The sequence below is a fragment of the Paenibacillus sp. J22P59 genome, assembly GCF_059383895.1.
Map to the genome: position 1 here is coordinate 397038 of NZ_JBXENX010000002.1, position 17207 is coordinate 414244.

Below are 17207 nucleotides of genomic sequence, written 5' to 3' on the forward strand. Positions count from 1 at the left end.
TCTTTTGGTTAAATTAGAAGCTTACAGCTGCTTGCTCTGCTTTAGCAATGCCATCAGCGATCAGGCTAGCTGCTTGATCCGGCAATTGGTTATGTCCTTCTACGATAACGTGTGCGAAGTCCGTTACACCGAAGAACATCATAATGTTCTTCACGTAGTTATGAGCCATTTCTGCTGCTGCTGCAGGGCCTTCGGAATAAATGCCGCCTCTTGCAGTCAATAGAGCGACTTTTTTGTCTGGAATAAGGCCGACTGGACCTTGCTCTGTATATTTGAACGTTTTGCCTGCTTGATAGATGTAGTCAATGTAAGTGTGAAGGACAGCAGGAATTGTCAGGTTCCACAGTGGGAAGCCGAATACAACCTTATCAGCTGCGAGGAATTGATCGATATATTTGCCCGATACTTCTACAGCTGCTTGCTCTGCAGGTGTCAGATCAAAGCCGCGTGCAGCCTTGAAATTACCGTTAATCATATCCGCATTCATGTATGGAAGCTCTTGCTTGAAGAGATCAACCTCAATGATTGTGTCCTCTGGATGGCTTTTCTTATAGCTGTCAAGGAATGCGTGATACAACTTCACGCTCACCGCTTGCTCAATATCACGGTCGTTCGCTTTAATAAACAGTACAGTACTCATTATCTATATCCCTCCGAAGTGAACTTAATAATCTTTTGTAACTACCTTAAGTTTATAGAGTTTTGAGCCGAGTAGCATCGGTATATGGACTGAATTTTCACAGTATATTTGTCGAAAGGGCGGAGAAGAGGTCTTACGACTATTGTCTTAGGACTGAGCTCCCTCATAATCTTCCGTTTGGAACAGAGGAGCAGCGAACAGCGCAGCTTGGGTTCTATCGCTCAAATTCAGCTTGCTCAGAATGCTGCTTACATGCGTCTTAACCGTCTTTTCTGCAACGACAAGCGTATGGGCAATATCTTTGTTGCTAAGCCCCTTTGTCAATAGCTGGAGCACTTCAATTTCTCTTGGTGTCAACGCCTCGATAGCCTCATTCGCGCTTCGTCCCTTCTCCTCTCCTCGCTGAGGATGAAGCTGAGTCAACAGCGCGTTCGAAATGTCTGGATGAAGCTGAATATTGCCCTTGTAAGCGCTTCTGATCGCTTCTGCCAGCTGTTCAGGGTCCACATCCTTCAGCATATAGCCGAATACTCCTGTTTGAAGCGCAGGAACGATATGGCTGCTGTCAGAGAAGCTCGTCAGCACAAGCACCTTCATCTCTGGATGATTCTGAATAATTAAAGAGCTTGCTTCAATTCCGTCCATCACGGGCATATTAAGATCCATCAATATGATATGAGGCTGCAGCACTGCGGCCTTCTCCACAGCTTCTTTCCCATTATGGGCTTCACCGACCAATTCAAAGTCAGGCTGCATATTTAAAAAGAAGGAAAGACCCTTCAATACGATTTGATGATCATCGACAAGCATTATTTTAATCTTCACGTACGTTCCTTCTCCTCACTACATCTTTCCTCAATCACGCTAATCGGTATCGTCACCTTGACGCTTGTCGGTTTTCCTTGGCCGCTGCTGATCGTTAATTCCCCACCAAGTGCTTCTGCCCGTTCACGCATAGACATCATTCCCATCGTTAGTCGCCCTTGCTGCTTCTCGGAGTTAATCCCATTGCCCTTATCGGCAATTTCCAGACTGGCATTGTCAACAGTCTTGATTAACCGAATATAAGCGACATTGGTACCTGCATGCTTCCTCACATTGTTCAGCGCCTCTTGCCCTATACGCCATAGCGCTTCTTCAATTGCACGCGGCAGCTCCTTAATGCCTTCAGCCTGTACATAGACGGTTAGATCCATGCCTTGTCCATATTGCTTCAGAGCTGGCAGCAGGCCATTCTCCAAGCCGGCGGGATGCAGCTGCCAGATCAGCGCTCTCATCTCTTTCACTGCTTCCTGAGAAAGCTGCCTGATCTCTTGAAGCGAGCAGGTCACAACGGGCTCCCGTTCTTGTAATAAAGTCTCTGCTCCCTTGGCGATAAAAGCAAGCGAGAACACCTTCTGCATGACCGAATCATGCAGATCACGCGCCATCCGGTTCCGTTCTTCCATAAGAGCAAGCTCTCTTCGCTGCTCATATACACGCAAATTCTCAATGCTCAATGTAAAATGATCACCTAGTGAATACATGAAATCCTCATGGTAATCATCAAATTGCTTCACGCAAGAACTGCTGATGAACAGAACACCGATCGGGCGGCTGCGAATTCGAAGCGGTATTGCTGCCGCTGAGGCATAGGGCGGAATGCCGATTGAGGCCAATGATGCAGAGAACACTTGCTCGCTGTGGGATTCTACAACCAAGCGATTCTCATGAAAGGCTTTACTCACCGGCCCTCCTTCTTCAATAGAAAGCGATTGTGTCTGTACGCTGTTATTAGAATAGTGGGCACGCAGAGACAGCTCCTGCTGCTCATAGATAAACAATGACACATGCGACCAGCCGAAGGCATCGCCTATATATTTGACCGCCTTCAATGGCAATTCCTTAATATCTTGAATTCGGTTAATATGCTGGATCACATCGCCCAGCTTAGCATACAGCAGCGCATTCTGCTCCTGTGCCTGATACAGCTTTATCCGCTTAATTGCTGTGCCAATCTGCAGAGCAATTCCCTGAAGCAAAGCAAGCTCATCTTCGGTGAAATGCTCCTTCCCTGCCTGCGCCACATTTAATAGCCCGAACCGATCAGCTCCAGCCTTCAAAGGCACGGTTGCATGATGGGATACCCCTTCCGTATCGCCCAATTGGTGCACTACCGCATAGTTTATTCGTTTACACTCAATTATATTGACAGCATGCTCCAGCTTATTAAGCCGGTAACTTTCTACACAAAAGCAATCCTCTCCGCTCATTAAGGAATAATGGCCTGAGGTAAGTGCAGGAGGCAGCTTCTGCGACGCTACACATAGATTGCCGGGTATTTCATCATCCAGAAGGAATATCCAGCCTGTCGTGAAACCCGTCACCTCCAGCAGCTTAGCCAATACATCATTGAGCATAGGATCCATATCATTAGTGGTATTAAGCAGCTCCGCTATTTCCTTAAGAGCCACCAGTTCATTCGCACGAATTTCACGGGACATAATTTCCCCTCCCTTATTCTCTAACATTATACACTTTGTTATATGGAGAGTCTCACCTCTCTATTGAAAAGGAATGAATTCCAACTAATAACGTAATGCCGTTCCTTTATTATTGTCCTACGAGGAATTAACAATCAAATAGCGGAACGTCATGCCGCAAATCCCAATTTCATTACCTATAATTGAGCAATCAGTAACCCTAGCAATACATCCTATTAACCGGTAGAAAAAGGAGCTCCTGCAGACGCACTCTTTTTCCCAAAAAAACTTAAGGCTGCCCATAGGCAGCCTTTCCGTCTGAGTATTACCCTGTTCGCTTTCCTCCGAGCAAAGCATTAAGCTGCTCCAGCAGGTTTCCGCCGCCTGTAAGCGACACATTGCCTACGTTATCGCATATTCTTTCTAGAAATTCAAGCTCCTTCAGCCGATACAGCGTTTCATTCTCGTCCATCAGCTTCGCTGTATTCAATAGGCTTCGTGTAGAGGCCGTTTCTTCTCGCCTTGTAATTAGATTCGCTTGCGCCTTCTTCTCTGCGAGCAGAACTGTGTTCATGATATCCTTCACTTCTCCTGGCAGTATAATATCCTTCACTCCAGCTGACATGAACTGCACGCCATAATCATCCGCCTTCTCAGCCAGCCTTTCGAGCACAAAAGCACCGATCTCCTGCTTGGTTCGCAGCAGCTCATCGAGCTTCATCATCCCGACATATTCGCGTAGAATCAGCTGCAGCATTATATACAGCTGCTCTTCAAAGCCTTTAATCTCAAGTGCCTTCAATGCTTCGGTTATTTTGTATTGGCATACAAAGTTCAGCCGCAGCGTCACTTTATCCTCTGTCATCATTTCCTGCCCTGTCATATCTAGCTGCTGCCTTCGCATATCGATCGTCTTCACGACCGCTGTGAGCGGCCCTTTCCAATAGCGGTACTTGCCCGGTCCCAGCTCCTTTTGCAGCACATTGTCGTAGAAAAGGAAGCCCCGCTCATGTCCTGCAACCTCATGAATGGCATACAGACCGTTCAGCTTACTCAGAACGGATGCATGAAGACCCGTAGGAAGCTCTGGCGATTGCGTCTCCACTCTTGTAAAAGCATGCTGTTTCACCGCAGTCCAGTAAGCGTACTTGCCTGCCGTCAATACTTCTTTGCAATTGCCATCCTCGTAATGCAGCACATACTCATCATCCTTCACATCAACAACGATCAGTTCCTTCATAAGAAGCTCGTCATGCCTGAACAATTGCAAGTCCTTGCCTGCAACGATAAAGGGCTTCGTGACATCCAATAGCTCAACATGATAGCCTGATAGCGGCAAAAAACGATACACGCCTGGCTTAATCAAACGTACGTAGCTTCCCTCCTTGAACAGCAAGCCTCTCTGATCGTTTTGAACCGTCACTTTATTCATCCATTTATTCGTCTTCATCTATGTAGTCCCCCTTCATTACTCTTGTTACATGAAATGCTGTGGTTAAACAGGCTCCCGCATCTTGAACGGAGCTCAGCTTAAGAGCATCCTGTCCGCTGTACCGCCGAGCCTTGCCTCTTCGCCCTCAAGCTCAGCTTTACAAGCCTGAAAAAAAGCGATGAAGTTCAGCAACGGCAGAAGCAGCAGCATGAATGCTCGGTATCCGAGAGCTGCATAGTTCAGGATACAGCGCAGGCTTTTCCAGCCCTGCTGAGCCTTGTTCACCTACCATTTTTTAGTTCGACTTTACAGGTCGATTGCTCAGCCATAAACGTCTCTCATGACGTTAGAGGATTCGAACCTCTAATTGGAGTAAAGCGCAGCTTGGTTTCCGACAGTATGCCTCGTGCAGATCCTGCACTGGCACTGCGGGATTTGTGGAAATCCCTGCCTTGGTCGTACCCGCTCCTGCTTCACTCCCTCATTATTACGCAAGAGCCTACAGACGAACATGGCAAAAGTATGGCGACTGCATTTTCTTATTTCCCAAACCCTCCTCACTTGCTACAATAAATAGATGTATTTCGGGAAGAACGGGGGGAATCCATTATGGCGAGAGAGAGCTTTGATAAAGAAATTCAATTTCTGCGTATGTTCATCCTGACCAGCGGCGCATACAATCGACAGCAATTCGCCGATCGTCTAGGCATATCCGTACATACCTTCGATAAAACGATGCGCCGGCTCAAAGGAATCGTCAGCTCTGCCCAGCAGCAGCTTCCCAATGAGGAGAGTAAGGAATTATCCGAGCTGCTGAGCATGAGCTATTACGAATCGGCCGATCCACTGCTGCTATTCCTGTTCCGCTCCAAATCTTTAAAGGAATCCGAAAGCTACCGCCTGTCTTTCATTATCAGTACATTGCAGGATCATTCTCGAACCGCAATGGAAATTATGGATCTTTGCTGCAATGATATTCCGGGCACCTACTCCCTACCAGATGAGAAAACGATTCGCAGCGATCTCAAATATTTGGAGGAAATCGGCGTCATCCGCAAAGCCTCCACCGTAAGACCTTATCGTTATACCGCACATAATGATTTCGTTAATAGCCTGACCGAGGAAGAATTATCCGATCTTTATGCCTTCGTTGATGTTATGGCGAATACACAGATCCCCTCGGTCCAAGGCTATCTGCTGCGAGACAGCTTGAAAAAATCGCTCAACCGACGGGAGCAATTCGATACAACAGAGAACCTGCTGTTATATAAATATCATTATCCATCCCGTATATTGGATGAAGCACATCTTTATACCGTGCTGCATGCCATTCGTAAGAGAACCAAGCTGACCTTTGTCTATTTCTCACCCAAAGCGCCAACCAGCTACGGCTCTAAAAATACTAATCCTCTATTCGAACGCAATAATGAGGGGCTGCAAGAAACGGCGCTGCCGCTGCAAGTCGCCTATGATCATCAATATGGACGCTGGTATTTGCTTGCACATAACAAAAGGCAAGGAATTGCGGTCTATCGAATGGAAGGGTTAACGCAATTATCAGAGGAAAAACCAGTCCCTGCGGAAGAATTTACAGCTAAGCTGGCATTGCTTGAACAGCGCACTCGATACAGCTGGCTTGTCGATACAGGAAGAGCCATTAAGGTAACCGCTCGCTTCTACAATCCAGTAGGCGTCGCCCATAATTTCATTAAAGAGCGAGTGAAGCTGCAAGGACAATGGGGAGAGATTACCGAGGAAAGTGAGGCGGCTTTTTTATTCGAAATTACCGTGAATGGAATTACCGAAATTAAGCCTTGGCTTCGGAGCTTCGGATCTAGCTGCGAAGTACTAGAGCCAGCCTCCCTGAGAAGAGAGCTTATAGCTGAGTGGAAGGAGATCAGTGCCTTTTATGAACCTGTTCGAGAAAATATTCAACTTTCAGATGACCTCACGACTGGATGAAGCAGGGGCGATGGCGGTCACCTCTCATGAGCGGGACTGGCTCAGAACCATGCTGGCCCACCCGGAAGCAGCGGCAGCCTTCGAGACCAATACCTTGCTTAAGCTTCAGCATCTCCTTGATGCTGACTTCCGTGAGCCTGCTGCCCCCCTTCAAGATTTGCCCATAATTGAAAAAGCACAAAGCACCGTTGTACATATCTATCATCCTATGCTCCGTACCCTTCGCCGCTTAATCATGCGAAGAGCTGGCATTCAAATCGCTTACTCGATTAAAGACGGCTCACTTCGGGGGAAGCAGCTAGGCTTTCCCTATAAGCTTGAATATTCGATGGTCAAGAGAGAGTGGTATCTGCTATGGTATAACGTGAATAAGCGCTGCATCATGTTAACCAAGCTGCGATCCATCCTTCATATTGAGGAAGCTTCCCTCTCTGAGAAGACGCTTAGCTCGGCCTCCTCAGCGCTCAACCGATATCTTACTGCTCGCAAACAATATGCAACGATAGAGGTAATCAGCGCTTATAATAAAGAGCTGTCCCGTATCTTATATGCCTTCTCCTGCTTTGAGAAGCAGGTTGATTACAAGGAGGAATCCGACACTTATTACATCAAGCTTGTATTCTCAGGTGATGAGGCTGAGTTCGTGCTATCCAAAATCCGTTTTTTGGGCAAACGGGTCATAGTAACAGAAGGAGCATATTTGCGAAAACGATTGCTTGAAGCCGCCCAGAAATCATTAGCCCGTTACGAGCAGACCAATGGCTGAACTACTGGCTCTAACCGCATATCTATGTTACAGTAGCTACGAGGCCTCTTTATGCAAGAGGCCTATATTATTATAGAGGAGGTACTTGTCATGATCATTGTGGCTCGTAACAACATTTATAATACGAATGCAAGGGGGGAAATCTACTATGAACCGTAGAAAAGTGTCCTCTGATCAATTCCGGGATCAGCTTATTCATCAGCTCACTACACTCGGCGAAGAGAAGAAACAATTCCTCGACGCTTATTTTCCTGTGTACGGCCAGAAAAGAAATGAAATTAATAAGCTTCTTACCACCTACACCCTCGAGGTCAAAAAGCTGCTGGAGCTCTCTGATGATCAACTGCTTGATACCGTTCTCATAGGCAGTCGTGTACGTGTCGCTTATCTTAATAAACCAACTATTGATACCTTTATTATTGACCATCCCCGCCTGTCCAACCTAAGCGGAGATCGCATCTCTTTCCTGTCGCCTATTGGCAGCCAGCTTCTATTAAGCTCTCCAGGGGATGTCGTTACAGTCGAAACTCCTACTGGCGTTGCAAGAATGCGAATTTTAGAAATCCGTTTCGCTTCCATTCGTATGGCTTCTTAGTATAGATTGACATAAAAAATGACGTATTGGCTGTCAGCAGCTCATACGTCATTTTTTTATTACTGCTCTGATTCTTGAAGCTTTTTAAGAGCGGCTTTAATCGGCCTATTCAAGCTTGCTTGTGCTGCACGATCCCTATTTTCATTATGCCAATAAAGGATAAGCACATTTTTATGCTCATAAATATTCGGAATTTTCATGTCATAATTTTCTTTTTGAACATTGAAATCGTTAAGGCCTTCTTTACGGTCTTCTTCTGACTCATACACATACAGGGAAATATACTCTTTATTATATTTGACTTGTTCAGCTGGCAAGACTGAAGCATAGCGAACAGGATTCACTTTATTTAATTTCCAATCTCTGCTCAGTTCCTCCGGGAGCATTTCAATTCCCTCTGCTTCAAGCGCTGCTTGCATAGCGTCCAGAGTCAGCTTATCCTCATCAGCCTTATTGGCAAAGCATCCTGTAAGAATAAGCAGAATGATGCATGATAATACTACCGCCTTTACTTTCATTCCCATGTCCCCTTACCCTTAGCATTGCTATTCTTAACGACCATATGAATTAGCCTCTTGCCTCAAAACAAAAAAAGGGTTGTCCAGCAACCCTTTTTTATATTTGATTCTATAATAATTAGACGTCATACTCCAGCTGTTTTTTGGCTTCTGCAATGAATTCAAGCGGAGTCTCAATTTCTTCCCGGCTATATTCATAAGCGCCGATTCGCATGCGGAAGTCGACTTGATATTTGGAGGCTGTATCCCCCGAATTAAAGGAAGCAAGATTATCCTTGAGGCGTTCTACTACAATCTTGGCGCCATCCCGATCCGTGAAGAGCAGCACTCCCCAGGTGGCATTCGCTTTGTCCAGCATATACAAGGAATCATTCGTTCGAATACTCGTCAAGCCGAGCTGAGACACATCATAGAGCACTTCCGACATTTGACCATCGCTGATCATGTTCCGTACCTCATCCCAATATTTCACCTGCATAACGAGCAGCGTCAATGGAATCTGATAGCGGGTAGACAGTGCCATGAAGATGGTTGCATCCTTCTGAAAGGATAAGCTGTTCTTCAAATTCGTATTATCATCCATCGTTGCGAGCCTTGCATTCGTCTGGCGCAGCTCATCAACCTCCACTTGCAGCCGCTTATTGCCTACCGATAACAGCCATATGACCATTGTGAAGATCGGTGTCATGATCAGCCAGAAGTAGCTGTGAACGCCCACCGCCTCGCCTTGCATGACAGTCTGATATAAGGTGAAGGTACCATATCCGAATATAAATAAAATATTCAGTATGAGGCCCGTAGTAACGGTTGTGAAATAGGTAATAATCGCAATCAAGAAGGCTACATTCAAGAACACGATATTCTGAATGTAATGGTTAGGATCGCCCGCCGTAAAAACGATGCTTATAAAGCACGTTAGGATAAGCAGCAAAAAGCCGCTATCTGATAACAGACTGCTCTGATTACGCTTCACCACGCCCACCCCGTTTCTTCCGGTATTTGCGAACCATCAGCAGAAGAGACAGCAGAATAAGAACCAAGACTAGTACAGCCGCAGCCATAAAGCCTGCCACATCGCTGCGTTCCGTTACTTTGTCTACGAAAGAAGCCTGTTCTTTTTCCGCTTGCACCTTGAATCGAAAAGCATTAATCGTCCCATCCTTATCTGTTGCAACGCCATCACCGAATATTTTCCACATAGTGCTCTCACTAGCTACCAGCTTGGAAGCCAAATAATAATATTCCGAGCTTGCACCCGTTACGGCTAACAAACCATGCCCGGATTCGTAGGGAGAATCGAGTAATTGAAGCGTGCCCATGCGCTGTCCGTATTCCGAATCAATACTCATTTTCTCATTCGAAAGAAAGCCCTTGCTTTGCTCATCATATTTGAAATAGAGCTTATCATTATTGCTGCGGATTAGTTGATTATTGTCGAAGCTGCCGATTGCAATAATATTGCGATCCTTCAACTGGCTTATTTCAACAGAATCGTCATAGAAGCTAACCTCGCCGTTATTTCCTTCAGCATACTGCCCCAGCAAACTGAACAAATTCGAGACCGTCTTATACGTATTCGCGTCCCGCTCCTTAGGCAATACGACAGCTACACGGTTATAAGCTCCATCTCGCAAGAAAGGATACGGATAGTTCGTAAAGAGAAGCTCCGTCCGGTCCTTCGTATTCAATTGAAGCAAGGAATCCTTCGTCACGAATGCCCATGGCATCGCTTCACTATTGGGCGTACAATACGCATTCACCAGCTCCAGATCGAAGGCCGCTGTAACAGAGAAATTACCCGTAATATCTAAATTATTAGGAATTGGCAAGGTTAACGTATCCCCGTCAGCAAGCTGCTGACTTAGCTTTTTGCTGCCGATAGGCTGATCATTAATAAGTATCGTTACCATAGAGCGCTCAAAATCCAAATTTTTCGCATAGCGGAAATCCAGTTTTATTTTGCTGGAATCGGCAATCGAGCGATTGGCAGGCAATGAAATAAAGTAGGATTTCTCCTGATGCATTGAGCCAACCAGCTTATCTCCGGTCTCGGTAAGCGTAATGTTGCGGCTAATTCCAACTGTCGGTGTAGCTTCATCCGTAGATTCCGTTACGACTTTAATCCCTTTGTCCAACTGCCCTATTAGAGATTGGTTAGCAATCAGTCTGCCCGCCTTGACCAGAAGCTGCGGGTTATTCGAAGTTACGACCAAAGTTGGCTGCTTGTCTTGATTCACAAGCTCGATAACAGCCTCCTTGTCCAGATCTCGTTCACTTAGCAGACTTTTGATTTCCGTGGGCAAGTGGTCAGCTAAAGCAATCATGACTACTAGCGCTTTACTGCTCAAGCTGTCCGTCCCGAAAGGAAGCAGCGGTATTGCCTTCTCCTTGAAGCCATTCGACTTGGCGAAGCCAGATAAGGCATGGACAGCTGCTTCTAATTCTGCCGCTGTACTTTGTTCAGGCACAGCAATGGCATGGAGATTCGAGCTGACTGTATCCATCCCAGTGAAGCGCTGATTGAAATCGCTGATGCTTCCTTCCAACGGCTTATTCGAATACTTAATATCAATATCTGAGGTTTCATAGAGATGCAGCCAATTATCCCGCAGCTCTGTCGGCTCACAAATGCTATCGTTATCGTTTGTTTGAACATTCCCCTGGATCAGCAGGGTATTCGTTCCTGTCACAAGCAGCTCTGTCGGTATAAGAACAGACAGGCTCTGCTTATTACCGGCATCAACAACTGGCCTGAAGGAATGGAAGGGTGTCCCATTCACCTGCAGTGTAATGCTTGACTGATCTGTCAACGCCAATTGTGTAGCTTTATAGTCGAGCTTAAGCTTCACTTCACTTACATCCCAGTACTCCTGAATTTGAAAATAGCTTTGCTTGGAAGGCATAACCCCTGCCAAGGCAGCCTCCTCACTCGTAACCGCCATTCGATAGGTTTGCGGACTGGCCATAACGCTTCCGACTGGAAGCAGCAAGAGAGACATCATCAATAGACCGTTAATGATTGCTTTTATCTTCACAATAAACGTCCTTCCTTAATATCGTTCTGTTTTGTACCATTTGGCCTCTCTCTTGAACACCAGATCCTTCAAATACGTGTACAAGCCATAAGCAGCCACTGCCATCCACAGCTGGCAATACGTCACATACATAAGCATGATGATCCAGACATTGGACAGCCTCATCTCGCCTTTTTCTGTTGTTAATGTAATATAGGTGCTTACGATAAATAAAATAATTGCGAGCAGCCATAAGAAGGAGCTCAGTCCTGCAATAGTAGTATGCACAAGTCCAAATGCATGAAGCACCAATAAAATATCTGACATAATAAGTGCCGTCAGCAGCAAGAAGTATATAGATAGGAAGTAGAGAATATCGAACCTAATCATCTTTGCATTGCGATCGAACAGAAGCTTGGCATTTTTGACTATGACATAAATATTGCCCTTCGCCCAGCGGGTCCTCTGCTTGAACCATACCTTTAGCGTTTGCGGCTCTTGCTCCCACGTCACTGATTTGGGCTGGAATTTGATTCGATAGCCCATCGTATAAATACGGAAGCTAATTTCCGTATCCTCTGCAATAGCTTTGACGTCCCAGCCGCCAATTGTCTCTACAATATGCCGTCTCATAATAAAGTTCGTGCCAGGGATCGTACATAGCTTGAACAGCTTCCACCGGCCAGCCTGCGCCATCCATTGAAAGGACAACGTCTCAATGTTAATGAATCGTGTAAGTAAGCTGGCATTCCGATTGCGTGTCCGAAATTTGCCGATAACCGCTCCAAGCGTATGGTCGCGAGTAATCTCAGCTACCAGATATCGCAAAGCTTTACGCTCAGGGGTATTATCCGCATCATAGATCGCGATTAACTCTCCTTTACTCTGTGTGAAGCCAATATTAAGGGCATTGGATTTGCCTTTGCCTCCCGTAACCGAATCTGTATTAATAATGATCAGGTTTCTTCCCAAGTATCTCGTCTGCAAGTGACTTAACAGCGCGGCACTATTATCGGAGGAATTGTCATTAATGACGATAATCTCATAGCGATCATGCGGATAATCCAGATCGAGCAATGATTCCACCGTCTGAACAATGACCTTCCCTTCATTATGGGCAGGGACCATGATCGTTACGAACGGTACTTCTCCCACTATTTCGGGCTCAGGCTCGCCCTCGCATTGAATATAGTACAAATAGCCCGCGATAATAAGTACGACATTCACTAGCAGGAGAGACCAAATACAGATGACGGCGATTAGCATTAATATGTCTGCAATTGTCATGAATATCGCCCCCCTCACTTCATATATTTACGTTTATACAGCCGATAACCTATCAATAGGAGAAAGCTGAACAGGAGCAACGAGATAAGAATGACAACGACGTAGAAATTATTCTGAATCGTGAACAAAGTCGTTAAGCTCTGCTTCTCTTCCTCCTTATATTGATAATCCCCGCTTATCTTTTTCACCGCGTCATTCAGATCTACGGGTATGCCATTAATGAACAATCCTCCGTTCACCGAAGCAATAGCATTATTATCCGTATGAACGCCATGAGCCTGTTGTTTATAGTCGGCAAACGCGATCCAGCTCTCCTTCAAGGTCTGAATTCCGGCATCCAGCTCCTCTTCATTGCTATAAAAATCAAAGGTAACAGCCGTATCCACCGGAAATTTCTCTATAGCCTTGCCCGCTGCAGCATATTGCTCAAGCTTCTCCAAGGAAAGGCTATATAAAGAGGAGGAGAACGGGTCAGCAATTGCGGCCTGTGCCATGTTCATAAGAGCTTTATTAGGGAATAAAATGGCTGAGTCAAAAAACACCATCCCATTCTTCACAAAATATTGGCCATTGCTCCAATAGAGATCAAGCTCTGCTCCAATGCCAAGAGGAGCAATGCCATAATTGGCTAGAGTATCTATAAAAGCCGACATCTTTTGCGATAAAGATTCATCATTGTCACCATAGACGCTCGTAAAGACCGGTGCGTGAATAACAATACTGCCATTCCGTGACTGGATGTATTTCAACGTTTCCAAATAACGCTCCATCGCAGGATAATCAGTATTATAAAAAACGGGCCTAACACTGGCGATGAATGGAATCCCTGCTTCATACAGTCGATCCGCCATGGACTCCAAAAGCTGCAAATCCGAGAATGGATAAATTTCTTTGAAAACCAGATAGGCCTGTCCTTCCTCCGCAGCAGCAAGCCAATCCTTCAGCAAATAAGACATAATGATCTCGCTAAGATTGCCGCCTTGGAAATAAGGCATGTAAGCGTATCGCCCATCCCTTACAGCAACGGGAGAAGATTCATCATCCACTATCATCGTTCCAAAGGATTGGCCTGAAGCCTTCACAATTCGAGTGAAATTAGGAACAGCGGACAGCTCCTGCGATAATTCCCCTATTGCTAGACTGAGGCTCTTGTTGTTCATCATTTGTGATTGGACCTGCAAATGATGCTGAGCCTCAGCAGGCAGGCCCGCTCCTATATGCAAATAATTCCCTTTATAATTAGCCAGATCCTCGTGATAGGCTTTGTTGCTCGGCTCCAAATCAATTGCATTATGCACGCTAATGACTTGCTTATAACCGGGCAGCAGCCCTGCTTGGTAGCTGTCTATAGATTGCAAGGTCACATCTGCTCGGAAGGCGGCAAGCAGCTTCTGGAGCGCTTCTACATTCCCCTCCTTGGCGGTGTGCTTCCCTAAGCTATCGTAGAGCAGCAGTACACGGGGCTTGTCCTTATCTGGTGCCGCAGCATGAAGCGATGAAGGCATTAGATGAAGCATTAAAAACATCGTCAGGAGCAAGATCAATCGTTGTTCATAGCTCTTCATGATTTCTCCTCCGGAGCGCTATACTGCCATAGCCGACGTCTGAATGCATCAGAGATCGTTAGAAAAGTAACTAAATCAAACATAATCGTAAACAGAAATTCATGCTTAGCCAAATCCGCGTCCCCCGCCCCAATAATAGCGACTAGAATACTGGATAAGCCGATTGCAATCATCATAGCGACTAACGGCATTCGCAGCGCATGCCTCATATCCCTCGCTCTAATCGCTGCCAGGAAAGAAGGCATGTACAAGCCGATAACCAGAACCGCCCAAATAAAAATAAAACCGAACGTTTTGGGAGACAATGCTTTTTTGAGCGTACTATATAAAGAAAAAAAGGAGGTCTTCTCGCCAAATGCTTTTCCTTGAGATTGCTCATAATTACCCATAGCATCCGGGCGGATCGTAAATGCGTGTTTGGCTGCCAAGTTCAGCATTTTCAATGCTTTGTCTGGATGAGAGATATAGTAGCCCAGGATAGCGACAAAGCCAGATTTATTGTAAAATTCCTGCTCTAATATTGGAGAGTCTACGTCAATTGTTGTGTAATGCTCATAATAAATGCTTCCAGCAAGGATCGCATATTGCTTATCTATTCCAAAGGCTTCCAACGTCTCCTCTGGATTATCGGACTGCATAAGAACCCCACGGGTCATCGCATGATATTGGTTGATGTTCACGAACTCTTTGGGAATCAACGCATAAGTAGCGATACCTGCAAAAAGCAGTATCACTAAGGAAGACACGGCAGCAATACGAAAAGCCTTTTCTTTGCGAACATAGATAAGCAGCACGCCCATGACTGCAATAATTATGCCGACTGGAGCATTCTGCTGCTTAGAGGTAGTTAGCAGTAAGGCGCTAACAAGGAATAAACCAAGCATTACATAATCATTGTACCGCCGCCGGTATAACAGCAGCCCGGAAGCAAGCAAGAGCATCGACATAAGCATAACGACACTCTCGCCATAAAAAGAATTGAAATAAGCGGTATAGCCCGTATCTCCAAACATAAATACAGCTAACGCAGCAATAGGATAACCGTATTTCCGCGGCATCTTCCACGTTATGCTCTCAACCAGCAAATAGAGTGCAGCGGCTAGCAGCAATGTATAAATGGCTGCCTGAATCCGCACATCAAAAACCTCGGAATGATACATTAGCTTGTTCAACCATAGAGAAAACTGAATAAATAAGGACTGTGATGAGAACAGCGGATCACTGTTTTCATTGAAATACTGTAAAATGCCGAATTCTTTTATAAAGTAACCAAAAAACTTATTATCATAGTCAGGCTCTGTGAAATAAAGGCCGTTCCCATATAAAATACGGAAGAAATCACCGTTATCCGCCATTCCAATATAGGGAGGAATGAATAACACGATTGTCGTAATAATCAGAACCGTGATCGCAGCGGCAGAGGCCGGGGTTATTCTGCGTATGAATGCTGAGCCCCCTCTATTAACAGGCCTCTGCTGTGTCGGATCGCTCATGGTACTACCTCATTCCATCTTTATTCATAGGTGTAAGCAAGCAGGGCCATCAGATTATCAAAGGAATAGGCCTGCTCCGTCGCTGGATCACCGAATCCCCCAAATAAGGGGCTATCCGTATCCTTCACTTGAAATGCATTCATTCTCTCGATGCTTTTCGCATATAGAGCTTCATCCCCAATCTCGGAACCAATCATAGCCACAATTGCGTAAATAGCTGTAGATTGAATATCCGTATCCGGGATGCCTTCTCGTGTATATCGGCCATACAGTGCATCATTATTAATCTTGTCCTTCAAATAACGAATGCTGGCAGGATTATGCTCTCCTACCTCTGCTAAAGCTAATATCGTCAAAAGAGACTCGATCGAATTAATCTGCTCTGAGCTGTACTCGCTGGCAGGATAACGATATCGCGTTTCATAGAAAGGAAAGGCGTCGGACAAATAGCCCTTTTTGCTAATACTGAGCATTTGCGTCTCCAGCTCTTTCTGTTCCTTCTCGGAGACGGGCAACAATCGCAGCGTTGCCAGATCAATATAGCAGAGGGTAATGAAATCATTCGTCTGATCATAAGTTCCATCATAGAAATCATACATCCGCCCATTCTTTACATTGTGCTCGTAGAAGCGGCGCCCATAATGATCGGCCTCTGTTCGATAACTCTTGTCTTGGAATGCTTCTTCTGCCTCATACAGCGCCCGAATGATTCGGAGATCATCGACAGCCGCATTCACGCCAGATTGCTTATCCAGCTTCGGACTGTACCGATAACTAAAGGCTCCTGTGAGATCAAAGTTCTTTTTGGCTAACGCCCATTCTTTATCAAAAGCTTGCTTTTCCTCAGTTCGAACATAGTATCTCATCAATAATCCCGCAGACTCGCTTAGAACCTCATGCCCTGTTGCAACCTCAGCACTTTGATCAGTTTCAATCGCATTCGTGTATACACCATGGGGACCGGTAAGTTTATTTTGTATGTAAGAATACAGCATTTCTCTTGAGCTATTCTGCTGCGCTGACTCCTTATTCGGCTCAGGCGACAACAATGGCTTATTCGAGCTTTGCGGAGCTCCCTCTGAATGACTGCAAGCGAGCAGTGCGAGAATAATGATACTGATTAGACCTGCCCCAACTATCCTCTTCATGTAGCTTCCCCTCCTGTATATATGGATATTGGCAACAATAGTCTATATTACCCTTCTACGGAGACTTATTCTAGATATATTATACTATTCTTACATTTCCATTCAAATAAAAAGAGTTCTCAGACTTATTCCAATGAAGATTACCTGACAGGAATCTTATTCTATTCAATAATAATTTACCGCTCTATACAATCTCTAAACATTTTCCAGTACCTACATCCTATACTAGCATGATCGAAATTATCGGTCCTGTCGTATCCTGTCTTATATTTTAATTTTTGTCGTTATTCCTATTTGTGGATGGGAAATGGCCATTTGCTCCCAC

15 protein-coding genes are annotated in these 17207 nt (G+C 45.4%); 3 read left to right on the top strand and 12 right to left on the bottom strand.

Features of this window, described 5'->3' with window-relative positions; translation table 11 throughout:
- Positions 1–13: 13 nt before the first annotated feature.
- The 5 genes from AC50YO_RS05075 to AC50YO_RS05095 form a co-directional block, all read right to left on the bottom strand.
- Positions 14–640: an FMN-dependent NADH-azoreductase gene (locus AC50YO_RS05075; protein WP_494843964.1), complete on the bottom strand. Its 627-nt coding sequence runs from the start codon at positions 638–640 to the stop codon at positions 14–16.
- 147 nt (positions 641–787) lie between these two features.
- Positions 788–1465 carry a response regulator gene (locus AC50YO_RS05080; RefSeq protein WP_494843967.1) on the bottom strand — a complete coding sequence of 226 codons (678 nt, stop codon included), beginning with the start codon at positions 1463–1465 and terminating at the stop codon, positions 788–790.
- The gene (locus AC50YO_RS05085; RefSeq protein ID WP_494843969.1) at positions 1462–3123 is read right to left on the bottom strand and encodes a GAF domain-containing sensor histidine kinase; all 1662 of its coding nucleotides are present in this window, start codon (positions 3121–3123) and stop codon (positions 1462–1464) included. Before AC50YO_RS05085 ends, AC50YO_RS05080 begins: the two co-directional genes overlap by 4 nt.
- Positions 3124–3427: 304 nt before the next feature.
- Positions 3428–4552: a slipin family protein gene (locus AC50YO_RS05090; RefSeq protein WP_494843971.1), complete on the bottom strand. Its 1125-nt coding sequence runs from the start codon at positions 4550–4552 to the stop codon at positions 3428–3430.
- Between the two features lie 75 nt (positions 4553–4627).
- On the bottom strand, positions 4628–4819 hold the full coding sequence (locus tag AC50YO_RS05095; protein WP_494843973.1) for a hypothetical protein: 192 nt from the start codon (positions 4817–4819) through the stop codon (positions 4628–4630).
- A gap of 324 nt (positions 4820–5143) precedes the next feature.
- On the opposite strand from AC50YO_RS05095, the gene AC50YO_RS05100 reads away from it, so the two are divergent.
- From AC50YO_RS05100 to AC50YO_RS05110, 3 genes are all read left to right on the top strand, one after another.
- Positions 5144–6496, top strand: a complete 1353-nt coding sequence (locus AC50YO_RS05100; RefSeq protein ID WP_494843975.1) for a helix-turn-helix transcriptional regulator — start codon at positions 5144–5146, stop codon at positions 6494–6496.
- Entirely contained in the window at positions 6444–7262 is an 819-nt protein-coding gene (locus tag AC50YO_RS05105) for a WYL domain-containing protein (protein ID WP_494843977.1), read from the top strand. Before AC50YO_RS05100 ends, AC50YO_RS05105 begins: the two co-directional genes overlap by 53 nt.
- Before the next feature lie 148 nt (positions 7263–7410).
- Complete coding sequence (locus AC50YO_RS05110; RefSeq protein ID WP_494843979.1) at positions 7411–7857, top strand: GreA/GreB family elongation factor; 447 nt, start codon at positions 7411–7413, stop codon at positions 7855–7857.
- Between the two features lie 59 nt (positions 7858–7916).
- On the opposite strand, the gene AC50YO_RS05115 is transcribed toward AC50YO_RS05110, so the two are convergent.
- From AC50YO_RS05115 to AC50YO_RS05145, 7 genes are all read right to left on the bottom strand, one after another.
- Complete coding sequence (locus tag AC50YO_RS05115; protein ID WP_494843981.1) at positions 7917–8375, bottom strand: hypothetical protein; 459 nt, start codon at positions 8373–8375, stop codon at positions 7917–7919.
- A gap of 118 nt (positions 8376–8493) precedes the next feature.
- The gene (locus AC50YO_RS05120) at positions 8494–9348 is read right to left on the bottom strand and encodes a diguanylate cyclase domain-containing protein (RefSeq protein WP_494843983.1); all 855 of its coding nucleotides are present in this window, start codon (positions 9346–9348) and stop codon (positions 8494–8496) included.
- Positions 9338–11410, bottom strand: coding sequence for a cellulose biosynthesis cyclic di-GMP-binding regulatory protein BcsB (locus tag AC50YO_RS05125; protein WP_494843985.1), 2073 nt, complete (start codon positions 11408–11410; stop codon positions 9338–9340). Before AC50YO_RS05125 ends, AC50YO_RS05120 begins: the two co-directional genes overlap by 11 nt.
- Positions 11411–11425: 15 nt before the next feature.
- Positions 11426–12676, bottom strand: a complete 1251-nt coding sequence (locus tag AC50YO_RS05130; protein WP_494843987.1) for a glycosyltransferase family 2 protein — start codon at positions 12674–12676, stop codon at positions 11426–11428.
- 14 nt (positions 12677–12690) lie between these two features.
- The gene (locus tag AC50YO_RS05135; protein WP_494843989.1) at positions 12691–14241 is read right to left on the bottom strand and encodes a hypothetical protein; all 1551 of its coding nucleotides are present in this window, start codon (positions 14239–14241) and stop codon (positions 12691–12693) included.
- A complete protein-coding gene (gene wsfD, locus AC50YO_RS05140; protein WP_494843991.1) occupies positions 14238–15734 on the bottom strand; it encodes a glycan biosynthesis hexose transferase WsfD in 1497 nt (498 codons plus the stop codon). Before wsfD ends, AC50YO_RS05135 begins: the two co-directional genes overlap by 4 nt.
- A gap of 20 nt (positions 15735–15754) precedes the next feature.
- A complete protein-coding gene (locus AC50YO_RS05145) occupies positions 15755–16882 on the bottom strand; it encodes a hypothetical protein (RefSeq protein WP_494843993.1) in 1128 nt (375 codons plus the stop codon).
- Between the last annotated feature and the right edge of the window lie 325 nt (positions 16883–17207).

What these genes read in the sequence shown, in the direction of transcription:
- AC50YO_RS05130 (WP_494843987.1), bottom strand. Translation starts at nt 12,676, where the DNA reads ATGACAATTGCAGACATATTAATGCTAATCGCCGTCATCTGTATTTGG.
- AC50YO_RS05145 (WP_494843993.1), bottom strand. Translation starts at nt 16,882, where the DNA reads ATGAAGAGGATAGTTGGGGCAGGTCTAATCAGTATCATTATTCTCGCA.
- AC50YO_RS05115 (WP_494843981.1), bottom strand. Translation starts at nt 8,375, where the DNA reads ATGAAAGTAAAGGCGGTAGTATTATCATGCATCATTCTGCTTATTCTT.
- AC50YO_RS05105 (WP_494843977.1), top strand. Translation starts at nt 6,444, where the DNA reads ATGAACCTGTTCGAGAAAATATTCAACTTTCAGATGACCTCACGACTG.
- AC50YO_RS05100 (WP_494843975.1), top strand. Translation starts at nt 5,144, where the DNA reads ATGGCGAGAGAGAGCTTTGATAAAGAAATTCAATTTCTGCGTATGTTC.
- wsfD (WP_494843991.1), bottom strand. Translation starts at nt 15,734, where the DNA reads ATGAGCGATCCGACACAGCAGAGGCCTGTTAATAGAGGGGGCTCAGCA.
- AC50YO_RS05135 (WP_494843989.1), bottom strand. Translation starts at nt 14,241, where the DNA reads ATGAAGAGCTATGAACAACGATTGATCTTGCTCCTGACGATGTTTTTA.
- AC50YO_RS05110 (WP_494843979.1), top strand. Translation starts at nt 7,411, where the DNA reads ATGAACCGTAGAAAAGTGTCCTCTGATCAATTCCGGGATCAGCTTATT.
- AC50YO_RS05075 (WP_494843964.1), bottom strand. Translation starts at nt 640, where the DNA reads ATGAGTACTGTACTGTTTATTAAAGCGAACGACCGTGATATTGAGCAA.
- AC50YO_RS05085 (WP_494843969.1), bottom strand. Translation starts at nt 3,123, where the DNA reads ATGTCCCGTGAAATTCGTGCGAATGAACTGGTGGCTCTTAAGGAAATA.
- AC50YO_RS05090 (WP_494843971.1), bottom strand. Translation starts at nt 4,552, where the DNA reads ATGAAGACGAATAAATGGATGAATAAAGTGACGGTTCAAAACGATCAG.